Origin of the sequence: Amycolatopsis nigrescens CSC17Ta-90 (assembly GCF_000384315.1) — a bacterium.
In the GTDB taxonomy this organism is placed as follows: domain Bacteria; phylum Actinomycetota; class Actinomycetes; order Mycobacteriales; family Pseudonocardiaceae; genus Amycolatopsis; species Amycolatopsis nigrescens.
Map to the genome: position 1 here is coordinate 976,705 of NZ_ARVW01000001.1, position 11,418 is coordinate 988,122.

The following is an 11,418-nucleotide window of genomic DNA, read 5'->3' on the forward strand; positions in this document are numbered from 1 at the left end:
TGACTCGCCGGCATGAGTTCCGGTGTTTTCGAGACCTCCAGGCCGGAGGACTACCTGCTGCGCCTGGCCGAGTCCGAAGCGGGCTCGTACAAACGGCTCGCGCTTTCCCTGCTGGACGTCGAACCGGGCCAGGTCGTGCTCGACCTCGGCTGCGGCCCTGGGACGGACCTGCCCGCCTTCGCCGAGGCGGTGACCGAACGCGGGCGCGTGATCGGCCTCGACCACGACGCGGAGTCGCTGGCCAAGGCACGGCAGCGCACCGCGCGGCTGGGTCAGGTCGAGCTGCTGGCCGGCGTGCTGCCCGCGATCGACCTGCCGCCGGAGAGCGTCGACCGGGCGCACACCGACCGGGTCCTCCAGCACGTGGCGGATCCGGCGGCCGTGCTGGGCGAGCTGCGGCGAGTGCTGCGGCCCGGCGCGAAGGCGGTGTTCGCCGAGCCGGACTGGGACACCCTGGCCATCGACGCGCCGGAGCTGGAGTTCGCCAGGGCGTACACCCGCTACGTCAGCGACCAGGTGGTCCGCAACGCGGCGATCGGCCGTCAGCTGGTCCGCTACGCGGTGGGCGCCGGGTTCGAGGTGCCCACCGTGGTCCCGGTGACCACGGTGTTCCGGGACGTCCGGGAGGCCGACCGCGTGCTGGGCTTCGAGCGGGTCACCCGCCGGGGCGTGGCCGCGGGCCACCTGCCCGAAGCGGGTGCCGGGCGCTGGCTCGAACACCTCGCCACCCAGCCATTCTTCGCCTCCGCCACCCTCTACCTCGTACTAGCCGAGGTACCGACCTCGTGAGTGAAAAACGTTGCCGGAGCAACACTTTTCACTCACGACCTCCGTAGTGCGTCGCGGAGCAGCTCGGCCAGGTGCACCGCGCTGCGGTCGGACTCCTGGTCGATCTGGGTACGGCAGCTGAAGCCGTCCGAAATGACCACGGTGTCCGGGGCCGCGGCCCGAACGGCGGGCAGCAGGCGATCCTCGGCACAGGCCACCGACACTTCGTAGTGGCCGCGTTCGAAACCGAAGTTGCCGGCCAGCCCGCAGCAGCCCGAGTCCAAAGTGGAGTTCCGGATGCCGGCGCCGGCCATCACCCGCTCGTCCGGCCCGAAGCCGAGCACGGCGTGCTGGTGGCAGTGCACCTGGGTGATCGCGTCCACGTCCAGCGGCCGCAGCTCCAGCGGCGAGTCCTCGACCAGCTCGGCGAAGGTGCGGATGCGGGACGCGAGCAGCTCCGCGGTCGGGTCCCCCGGCAGCAGGGCGGCCAGGTCACCGCGGAACAGCGCGGTGCAGCTCGGTTCCAGCCCGGCCACGTCGTAGCCGGCCTCCAGGTACGGCTTCAGCACGGACATGGTGTGCTGCAGGACTTTCTTCGCCACCCCGAGCTGCCCGGTGGACACCCAGGTCAGCCCGCAGCACACCGCCTTGTGCGGCAGCACCACCGCGTAGCCGGCCGCGGTGAGCACCTCGGTGGCCGCGGCGAGCACGTCCGGGGTGAAGTGGTTGTTGAACGAGTCGGGCCACAGCACCACCGGCCTGCCCTCGCCGCGGGCCGCGCCGCGCAGGTCGGCGCGGGCACGGGTGAACGGCTTGCGCGCGAACGACGGCAGGTCCCGTTCCGGGGCGAGCCCGCCGATCCGCTTCATCATCGCCGCCGGGCCACGGCGGCGAAGCATCGCGTTCGCCGCCCTCGGTGCCAGGGCGGAGAACCTCAGCCACAACGGCAGCCAGCCCATCGAATAGTGCGAAGCGGGCCGGACCCGCCCGCGGTAGTGCTGGTACAGGAACTCCGACTTGTAGGTCGCCATGTCGACGTCCACCGGGCAGTCCGACAGGCAGCCCTTGCAGGACAGGCACAGGTCCAGCGCCTCGTGCACCTCGGCCGAACGCCAGCCGTCCGTGATCAGCTCGCCGTTGATCATCTCCGCGAGCAGGTGGGCGCGGCCCCTGGTGGAGTGCTTCTCCTCGCGGGTGGCCCGGTAGCTCGGGCACATCACGCCGCCACCGCTGGTGTTCCGGCACTTGCCCACCCCGACGCACCGGCGCATCGCTTCACCGAAGCTGCCGTGGTCCTCCGGGTAGCCGAGGAAGGTGACCGACTCGAACGCGGCCGGTGCGCGCCGCACGCGCAGGTCCTCGTCCACCGGCCGGGGGTCGACCAGGATGCCGGGGTTCATCCGGCCGTCCGGGTCGAAGATCGCCTTGAACCTGGCGAACATCGCCAGCACCTCGGGGCTGTACATCCGCGGCAGCAGCGCCGAACGCGCCTGCCCGTCGCCGTGCTCCCCGGACAGCGAACCGCCGTGCGCCGCGACGAGGTCCGCGGCCCGCTCCAGGAACGACCGGAAGCCGGCCACCCCCGGCTCCGACAGCAGGTCGAAGTCCAGCCGCATGTGCAGGCAGCCCTCGCCGTAGTGCCCGTACACCACGCTTTGCCTGCCGTACTCCCGCATCAGCTCCTTGAACCCGCGCAGGTACGAGCCCAGCCGTTCCGGCGGCACCGCGGCGTCCTCCCAGCCAGGCCACGCCTCCGACCCGTCCGCCAGCCTGGTCGCCAGCCCGGCGCCCTCCTCCCTGATCCGCCACAGCCGGCGCTGCGCGGCCGGGTCGGTGAGCACCACCTGCCCGGTCAGCCGGTCGCCCAGTTCGGCCGCCAGCCGCCGGGCCCGCTCGTCGGCCTCCCCCGGCTCGTCCCCGGCCAGCTCCACGAACAGCCAGGCGCCACCCGGCGGCAGACCCTCCGCGCGCGGGCCCGGCAGCAGCGCGACGAGCTCGGCGTCCACGCCCTCCACGGTCAGCGGCGACCAGGGCAGGATCCGCGGCACCGCGTCCGCCGCCTCGACGTCCGAGCCGAAGCCGAGCACCGCGAGCACCTTGTGCTTCGGCAGCTCCGCCAGCTCCAGCCGCGCCTGGAGCACGGTGACGCAGGTGCCTTCGCTGCCCACCAGCGCCTTGGCCAGGTCGAACCCGTTCTCCGGCAGCAGGTGTTCCAGCCCGTAGCCGGAGACCCGGCGCGGCCAGGTGGACAGTTCGGTGCGCAGCACCTGGAGGTTGTCCCGGACCAACGCGCGCAGCTCGGAGTAGACCCGCCCTTCGGTACCGGGCAAGGCGGCTCGTCTGTCCACTTCGGACACTGACGTCGGCCCGACGGTCAGCCGGGTGCCGTCGTAGAGCAGCACGTCCAGCTCCCGCACGGTGTCCGCGGTGCGCCCCCAGGCAACCGAGTGCGAGCCGCAGGCGTTGTTGCCGATCATCCCGCCGATCGTGCACCGGCTGTGCGTGGAGGGGTCCGGCCCGTACCGCAGCCCGTGCGGGGCGGCCAGCGCCTGCAGGTCGTCCAGCACGGTGCCGGGGGCGACCACCGCGGTCCTGGCCACCGGGTCCAGCTCGCGCACCCCGGACAGGTGGCGCGAGGTGTCCAGCACCACCCCTGGCCCGCACGAGTTGCCCGCGATGCTGGTGCCGCCGCCCCTGGCGATCAGCGGAACGCCCGCCTCGCGGCAGGCGGCGACCGCGGCCACCACGTCGGCTTCGGTCCTGGGCAGCACCACGGCCAGCGGCGCGTGCCGGTAGTTCGACGCGTCCGTGGTGTAGAGGGCGAGCGTGCCGGGGTCGAAGGCGATCAGACCGGGCAGCCGCTGTTCGAGGAGTTCGCGCACGAAAGGGAGCCTAAACGCCGAGTTGCGTTGGTCTTGGGATGTCCGAATCGCCCGCGGTATGCCATGGTGAGCGCGTGACGGCCGAACAGCGCGTCGCGAAGGACAAGGCCGTCGAGCAGAGCAGTGTGCTCGACGAACTGCTTCGCGAGCGTGAAGGGCTGCTCGGCACCCTCGACCGGGTGGTCGCCCTGCAGGGCACCGCGCGGCTGATCCGGGAGACGATCGGCTCGCACTCCGGTTTCGTGGCCGAGCTCGACGGCCCGGACCGGGCGGTGATCCGCTGGCTGGCCGGGAACCGCACCAACGCGCTGCAGAACCTGGCGGTGCCGATCGGCCAGGGCATCGGCGGCCGGGTGCTCGCGCTGGGCGAACCGGTGCGGGTCAGCGACTACGTCAGCTCGTCCACGATCACCCACCAGTTCGACGCCCAGGTCCGCGGCGAGGGCCTGACCGCGATGGTCGCGGTGCCGATCTTCAGCCGCGAAGGCGGCTCCACCAGGACAGTGGCGGTGGCCTACGCCGCGATGCGGGAGTCCGCGAACTTCGGCGACGACGCGGTCGGCAGGCTGGAGGGCATCGCCGAGCAGGCCGCCACCGCGCTGCGGCTGGCCGGGGTCGCCGAGTCGAGCACCGCGAACGCCGTCTCCGCGGAGCGTCGCCGGATGCAGGCCGCGCTGCACGACTCGGTCGGCGCGCTGCTGTTCTCGATCGGGGTCCAGGTGCGTGACCTGCACCAGGCGATCCGCGACAACCCGATGCTGGAGCACCGGCTGCGCAGCCTGGAGGCGGACGTTTCGGCCGCGTCCAGTGCGTTGCGGGAGTCGCTGCTCGCGCTGTCGGAGTCCAGTCCGGAACGGGCGCTGCCGGTGGAGATGGCCGAGCACGCGCGTTCCTTCGAGTCGCGCTGCGGGGTGCCGGCCAGGTTCGTGCAGCTGGCGCCGGTCCGGCCGCTGGACGCCGAGCGCACCGGGCTGCTGATCGCCGCCGTGCGCGAGGGACTGCTGAACGTGGAGAAGCACGCGGTGGCGTTCTCCGTGGTGGTGAGCCTCGGGCCGAGCGACGAGGGGGTGCAGGTGGTGGTGGCCGACGATGGCGCCGGTGATGCCGCCGAGGAGCAGGCCGGTACCGGGATGGGGCTGCGCACGCTGTCCGACCGGGCGGCCAGGCTCGGCGGCCGGGTCAGCCTGGTGCGCAACGAGGACGGGGGCTGCACGCTGCGCGCGTGGGTGCCGGGCGTGGACTCGCCCCGATGAGCCTTCCTCCCGCTGAGGCGGCGATATGACCGCCGAAGTATTTCCTCCCGCTGAGGCGGCGAAATGACCGCCGAAGCACTTCCCCCCGCTGAGGCGGCGAAATGACCGCGAAGGTGGTGGTCGTCGATGACCATCCGGTGGTGCGGGACGGGGTGACGCTGCTGCTGCGCGCGGAGCCGTCGCTGGAGCTGGCGGGTGCGGCCGAATCGGGGCGCGCGGCCATCGCGCTGGTCAGCGAGCTGCGGCCGGAGCTGGTGCTGCTCGACCTGCGGTTGCCGGACATGCTGGCGCCGGAGGTGATCGCCGAGCTGCGCCGGGTGCATCCGGCGGCCCGGATCGTGGTGTTCACCGCGCACGGCGATCATCAGGGCCTGCTCGCCGCGCTGGACGCGGGGGCGGATGGCTGCCTGCTCAAGGATGTGGCCGGTACCGACCTGGTCGCCGCGCTGCGCCGGGTGCTGCACGGCGAGCGGGTGGTGGATCCCCGGATCCTGCCCGCGCCCGGCCGCCGCTCGGACGCGCTGGCCCGCAGCGGGTTGACCAGGCGGGAGTACGAGGTGCTGCGGCTGGCCGCGCAGGGCCAGACCAACCCGGAGATCGCGGAGACCACCGGGCTGACCCGGAACACGGTGAAGACCTACCTCCAGTCCGCTTTGCACAAGCTGGGCGCGCGCAACCGGGTCGAGGCGATCGGCAAGGCCAGCGAAGCCGGCCTGCTCTGATCCCGTCTCGGATCGGTTTCGGTCGTTAACGGCTTGCCCGGACGGCACGAGTACCAAGCCACCCGTGCCACGTCCCGTCGAAGAAAAGAGCATGCCGTGCCCACAGAAAGACTGGTCTTACTTCTCGGGGTCATCCTGGGAGCCGTAGCCGTCATCGTCGGCCTGGTCATCCTGCTCAGCCCGGTCACCTCGGCCTCGGGCTACGACTGCGGCAATCCGGTGAGCCCGAAGACCTCGCAGGCGGCGCAGCACGCGGCGTCCTGCCGGGCGGCACTGTCCGGACAGGCACTGGCCGGGTGGACCACCGCGATCGTCGGCGGCATCGTCGGCGCGGCCGGTGCCGTCGCCCTCGCCGGTCGGCGCGAGGAGCGCACGGCCACAACCTGACGGCCCCAGGGTCGTGAGTGAAAAAGGTTGCCGGAACAACACTTTTCACTCACGAGGCCGGTCCGCCGCTTCGGTCGGTGCGCGGCTGGGTACTCGCGGTGCAGGCGTGTCCGTTTTGTTGTCTTCACGTCGTTCTTACCTCTCCAGGTGGGGGTGTCGGATCTGTCCGCACCGATTCAGGATTGCCGCCACTGAGCGTGACTCACGTCACACGATCGGAGGAGGCATCTTCGTGCTGAGCGTGCGCGGTCTCCGGGTCCGGTACGGCCGATCGGTGGCCGCCCTGCACGGCGTGGACCTCGACGTGCCCTCCGACGGGGTGCTGGCCGTGCTCGGCGGCAACGGCGCCGGGAAGTCGACCCTGCTGCGCGCGGTCTCCGGCACGCTGCGGATGCACCGCGGGTCGGTCGCCGGCGGCGAGATCCGTTACCAGGACCGGCCGATCCACCGGCTGGACCCGGCCGCGATCGTCCGGCTCGGCGTGGTCGGGGTCCCCGAGGGCAGGCAGATCTTCGCCAGGATGACCGTCGAGGAGAACCTGCGCGCCGGCGGGATCGGCGCGCCATCGGCCGGGCAGCGCGCCGCCGCCAGACGGCGGGTGCTCGAACTCTTCCCGGTGCTGGCCGATCGGGCCAAGCAGCGGGCCGGCCTGCTTTCCGGCGGGGAGCAGCAGATGCTCGCCATCGGCAGGGCGCTGATGTCCGGGCCGCGGCTGCTGCTGCTCGACGAGCCGTCACTCGGGCTGGCGCCGCGGATGGTCGAGCGGATCGGCCGGATCGTGCGGGAGATCCACGCGCAGGGCACCGCGGTGGTGCTGGTCGAGCAGAACGCGATGATGGCGCTGCGGGTGGCCGAGCGCGCGGTGGTCTTCGAGGTCGGCCGGGTGGCACTGGCCGGTGCGGCCGCCGACCTCGCCGCGAGCGAGGACGTGCGGCGGCTGTACCTCGGCGGGCACGCGGGACCCGAAAAGGACGTGGCGGCACGGGAAGATCGGGCCGGTCGGACCCTGACCAGGTGGCGCCGATGACCACCGGCGTCCCCGAGCTCGTCGTCGAGCACCTGACCCTGCGGTTCGGCGGGATCACCGCGCTCGACGACGTGTCCTTCACCGTGCGCCCCGGCTCGCTGCACGCGCTGATCGGGCCGAACGGCGCCGGGAAGTCCAGCTGCTTCAACGTGATCAGCGGGCTCTACCGGGCGGGCTCCGGCCGGGTTCGGCTCGGTGCCGTTTCGCTGACCGGGCTGCGCCCGCACCGGCTGGCCGCGCTCGGCGTCGGCCGCTCGTTCCAGAACGCGGCCCTGTCCCCCGGCTCGACCGTGCTGGACAACGTGCTGCTCGGCCGGCACTCGCTGACCACCGGCGGTTTCCTGGCCTGCGGGCTCAGGCTGCCGTGGACGGTCCGCGCGCAGCGGCGGCACACCGCGCGGGTGCTGGAGATCTGCGAGTTCCTCGACATCGCCGGGCTGGCGCACACCCCGGTGGCGGCGCTGCCCTACGGCGCGGTCAAGCGGGTGGACCTGGCCAGGGCGCTGGCGGTGGAACCGGTGCTGCTGCTGCTCGACGAGCCGGCGGCGGGCATGCACGCGGGCGAGACGGCCGAGCTGGCGGGCACCATCCGCGCGATCCGCGACCAGCTGGGCATCTCGGTGCTGCTGGTCGAGCACGACATGGGGCTGGTGATGGGCATCGCCGACCGGGTCACCGTGCTCGACTTCGGCCGGTGCATCGCGGACGGCACCCCGGCCGAGGTCCAGTCCGACCCCGAGGTGATCAAGGCGTACCTGGGCATCACGAGCACGGAGAGCACCGAGGAGTCCGCGTGAACACCTTTCTGCAGCTGGTGGTGAACGGCCTCGGCAAGGGCGCGGTGTTCGCCTTGCTGGCGCTGGGTTTCGTGGTGATCTTCAAGGCCACCGAAGTGATCAACTTCGCGCACGGGTCGCTGGTGCTGCTCGGCGGCTACCTGGTCGTGGTGACCAGGGACGCGCTCGGCTGGGCCGGCGCGTCGCTGGTGGGCATCGCCGGTGCCGGGCTGCTCGCGCTCGGGGTGGAACGGCTGCTGCTGTCGCGTTCCCGGTTCGCCGACCCGAACAGCCTGGCCCTGCTCACCATCGGCATCGACGTGATCATCACCGAGGAGATCGTGCGGCGGCTCGGGGTCACCCTGCCCTTCCTCGGCGAGGCGTGGGACGCGCAGCCGTTCCAGCTCGGCGGCATCACCCTGTTCCGCACCCAACTGGTCGCGCTGGTGGTGGCCACCGTGCTGATCACCGCGTTCTGGCTGGCGTTCAAGCATTCGGACTGGGGCGTGGCGATGCGGGCGCAGGCGGAGAACCGCGAGGCCGCCGCGCTGATGGGCATCCGCAGCGCGCGGGTCACCGCCACCGCCTGGCTGGTCGCGGGTTCGCTGGCCGGGGTGGCGGTGCTGTTCATCGCCACCCAGGACTTCTCCGGCGCCGGGCTGTCCCGCGGCACGCACTCGATCGCGCTGGCCGCGTTCCCCGCGGCCATTCTCGGCGGGCTGGACTCCACCGCCGGCGCGGTGGTCGGCGGGCTGGTGGTCGGTCTGGTGGAAGCGCTGTCCGCGCAGTACATCTCCTTCGACTTCTCGAAGAGCGCGGTCTTCCTGGTGATGCTGGTGGTGCTGGTCTTCCGGCCGTCCGGGCTGTTCGGCACCAGGGAGAGCACCCGTGTCTAGCCGAGCACAGGACAACTCGCGCGTGCAGTCCGAGGCGAGTTCCGAACGCGCATCCGCCGAAGGCCCGCTATCGCGGCGGCAGGGCTCCGGACAGCACACGGCCGACGATATCGGGAAGTCGAGCCCTGTCGACGCGATCGCGGATGCGCGTTTCCAAAGCTCTGACACTCTGCTCGAAGCTGCCGAGGCCGAAGCGGTGTCCGCCCAGCCGCCGCGAAAGCCGGTCCGGCTGCTGAAGGCCGCCGCCTGGCTCGCGCTGTTCGTGGTGCTGCTGGCGTTACCCCTGTACGTGGACGCGGCCTGGCTGAAAGCCGGGCAGTACATGATGGTCGGCGCGGTCGGCGCGATCGGGCTGACCATGCTGGTCGGCCAGGCCGGGCAGCTTTCACTGGCGCACGCGTTCTTCATCCTGGCCGGTGGCACCGGTTACGCGGTGCTGGCCGGGCCAACCGACGATCCGCGGGTGCTCGGCTTCGGCCTCGACCCCGGCCTTGCCATGCTCGGCGCGGTGCTGATCACCGCGTTGCTCGGGCTCGCCTTCGCCCCGGTCTCCGGGCGGCTGCGTGGCATCTACCTCGGCGTGGCCTCGCTGTCCCTGGTCTTCCTCGGGCTCTACTTCGGACAGTCGGCGGACCGGCTGACCGGCGGCACCTCCACCGGCCGCACCCCGGCCCCGTTCGAGCTGTTCGGCTTCTCCTTCGGCCCCGGCGCGTCGGAGCTGGAGGTGCTCGGCGTGCCGATGCGGCAGGCGGAGCGCACCTGGTACCTGTTCCTGCTGCTCACCGTGCTCGCGCTGGTGGTGGCCCGTGGCGCGGTACGCGGACGGGTCGGCCGGTCGTGGCGCGCGGTGCGGGACAACGAGGCCGCGGCCGCCGTGCTGGGGGTGCACGTGGCGCGGGCCAAGGCGGGCGCGTTCGCGGTGTCTTCGGCCTACGCCGGGCTGGCCGGGGTGATGACCGTGCTGTGGTTCGACATCCTGAAACCGGACGAGAGCGAATTCGGCAGCTACGGCATCAACGTGTCCATCGCGTTCCTGGCGATGGTGATCATCGGCGGGCTCGGCTCGGTGACCGGCGCGTTGGTGGGCGCGCTGATCGTGAACGGCCTGCCGCAGGTGCTCTCGCTCTACGCGGGCGAGCTGGGCTGGTTCACCGGCACCGGCGACGGTGCGCTCACCCCGATCCTGATCAGCTCGTTCGTCTACGGCGCGGCGATCATCCTCGTCGTGCTGTTCGAACCCGGGGGCCTGGCGGCGATCGGTCGCAGGATCACGGGCAGGCGCCGCAGGAAACACCCCGGAGAGGAACGGTAAGTCATGCACAGGAAGCACCTCGGCGCCTCGTTGGCGCTGACCGCCCTGCTCACGCTCGCCGCGTGCAGCACCAAGGCGGGCGAAAGCGGGTCGTCCGGCCAGGACGGCTCGGGGGTCAAAAGCGGGATCGGGGTCACCGAGACGGAGATCGTGCTCGGCGCGATGACCGACAAGACCGGGGTGTTCAAGAACCTCGGGCTCGGCATCACCCAGGGCAACGAGCTATGGGCGAAGGACTTCAACGACGCCGGCGGGGTGTGCGGGCGCAAGGTCCGGCTGGAGACGGTGGACCACGGCTACAAGGCCGACACCGCGAAGACGCTGTACCCGCAGATCGAGCCGAAGGTGCTCGGTTTCGTGCAGCTGCTCGGCTCACCGGTGGTCGCCGCGCTGAAGCAGAACCTGGCCGGGGACAAGGCGCTGGCCGCCCCGGCGTCCTGGTCTTCGGAGCTGCTGGACAACCCGTACGTGATGATCGTCGGCACCACCTACGACGTGGAGATGATCGACGGGCTGTCCTACCTGGCCGAACAGGGCCTGCTGGCGGACGGCGACACGATCGGTCACGTCTACATCGACGGTGAGTACGGCGCCAACGGCCTGCGCGGGTCCAAGTTCTACGCCGAGCGGCACAACCTCGCGCTGAAGGAAGTCAAGATCACTTCCACGGACAACGACCTGACCAATATCGTCACCGGCCTCAAGGGCGAAGGGGTCAAGGCGATCCTGCTGACCACCTCGCCCACCCAGAGCGGCTCCGCGCTGGCCGCGAACAAGGCGCTCGGGCTGAACGTGCCGGTGCTCGGCAACAACCCGGTGTTCGACCCGGTGCTGCTGAAGAGTCCGGCGGCCGGCGCGCTGGACAAGCTGTTCGTGGTGGCCAGCAGCGTGCCGTTCTCCGCGGACATCCCGAAGGCCAGGGAGGTCGCGCAGAAGTACAAGGCGGCCTACACCGAGACGCCGAACGGTGGCGTGCCCTACGGCTACGCGGTCGCCGAAGTGTGGGGATCAGTACTCCGGAAAGCTTGTGAAAACAAGGACTTGACCCGGGACGGCATTCAGGCGGCGTTGAAGCAGACTACTTCGGCGAATACCGGAAACCTGGTCGCGGCACTGGACTTCTCCAAACCGGGCTGGCCGCCGACTCGTCAGGTCTATGTGGCCACTCCGGACGCTTCGGCCGAAGGCGGAGTGCGTTATGTAAAGCCCTTGTTCGAAGCCCCTGAGGCAAAAGATTACGTGGCACCGCACCAAAAGTAGCTAGTTAGCGACGGTGTGCGACGCGACTGCTGCACGCGGTTACCGGTGGCGCGGTCGTTCGCCGGGACCTGACAAAGTGCCGCAAACACAATGCGTGCCACCCGGTGTCTAGCGGACACTCTCTAGTAAGGGATT

Annotated in this window: 10 protein-coding genes; 9 read left to right on the forward strand and 1 reads right to left on the reverse strand. The window is 71.2% G+C overall.

Annotated features, from left to right (window positions below):
• Nucleotides 1-12 precede the first annotated feature (12 nt).
• On the forward strand, nucleotides 13-789 hold the full coding sequence (locus AMYNI_RS0104530) for a methyltransferase domain-containing protein (protein ID WP_020666791.1): 777 nt from the start codon (nucleotides 13-15) through the stop codon (nucleotides 787-789).
• Nucleotides 790-821: 32 nt separating this feature from the next.
• Here AMYNI_RS0104530 and AMYNI_RS0104535 read toward each other — a convergent pair whose 3' ends face one another.
• Nucleotides 822-3,650, reverse strand: coding sequence for an FAD-binding and (Fe-S)-binding domain-containing protein (locus AMYNI_RS0104535; protein WP_020666792.1), 2,829 nt, complete (start codon nucleotides 3,648-3,650; stop codon nucleotides 822-824).
• A 74-nt stretch (nucleotides 3,651-3,724) separates the two neighbouring features.
• Between AMYNI_RS0104535 and AMYNI_RS0104540 the strand changes: the two genes are divergently transcribed.
• The 8 genes from AMYNI_RS0104540 to AMYNI_RS0104575 all read left to right on the forward strand — a co-directional run bounded on the left by AMYNI_RS0104540 (nucleotide 3,725) and on the right by AMYNI_RS0104575 (nucleotide 11,283).
• Entirely contained in the window at nucleotides 3,725-4,903 is a 1,179-nt protein-coding gene (locus AMYNI_RS0104540; protein ID WP_020666793.1) for a GAF domain-containing sensor histidine kinase, read from the forward strand.
• A gap of 101 nt (nucleotides 4,904-5,004) precedes the next feature.
• Nucleotides 5,005-5,625 (forward strand): response regulator, encoded by a 621-nt coding sequence (locus tag AMYNI_RS0104545; RefSeq protein WP_020666794.1) that lies wholly within the window; start codon nucleotides 5,005-5,007, stop codon nucleotides 5,623-5,625.
• 96 nt (nucleotides 5,626-5,721) lie between these two features.
• Nucleotides 5,722-6,012, forward strand: coding sequence for a hypothetical protein (locus AMYNI_RS0104550; RefSeq protein ID WP_020666795.1), 291 nt, complete (start codon nucleotides 5,722-5,724; stop codon nucleotides 6,010-6,012).
• A 232-nt stretch (nucleotides 6,013-6,244) separates the two neighbouring features.
• Nucleotides 6,245-7,039 (forward strand): ABC transporter ATP-binding protein, encoded by a 795-nt coding sequence (locus tag AMYNI_RS0104555; RefSeq protein ID WP_020666796.1) that lies wholly within the window; start codon nucleotides 6,245-6,247, stop codon nucleotides 7,037-7,039.
• Nucleotides 7,036-7,836, forward strand: a complete 801-nt coding sequence (locus tag AMYNI_RS0104560; RefSeq protein ID WP_040406496.1) for an ABC transporter ATP-binding protein — start codon at nucleotides 7,036-7,038, stop codon at nucleotides 7,834-7,836. The genes AMYNI_RS0104555 and AMYNI_RS0104560 overlap by 4 nt, the downstream gene beginning before the upstream one ends.
• Nucleotides 7,833-8,711, forward strand: coding sequence for a branched-chain amino acid ABC transporter permease (locus AMYNI_RS0104565; protein ID WP_020666798.1), 879 nt, complete (start codon nucleotides 7,833-7,835; stop codon nucleotides 8,709-8,711). Before AMYNI_RS0104560 ends, AMYNI_RS0104565 begins: the two co-directional genes overlap by 4 nt.
• A 196-nt stretch (nucleotides 8,712-8,907) precedes the next feature.
• Nucleotides 8,908-10,023, forward strand: a complete 1,116-nt coding sequence (locus AMYNI_RS0104570) for a branched-chain amino acid ABC transporter permease (protein ID WP_245574146.1) — start codon at nucleotides 8,908-8,910, stop codon at nucleotides 10,021-10,023.
• A gap of 3 nt (nucleotides 10,024-10,026) precedes the next feature.
• Nucleotides 10,027-11,283 carry an ABC transporter substrate-binding protein gene (locus AMYNI_RS0104575; RefSeq protein ID WP_020666800.1) on the forward strand — a complete coding sequence of 419 codons (1,257 nt, stop codon included), beginning with the start codon at nucleotides 10,027-10,029 and terminating at the stop codon, nucleotides 11,281-11,283.
• Nucleotides 11,284-11,418: the final 135 nt, after the last annotated feature.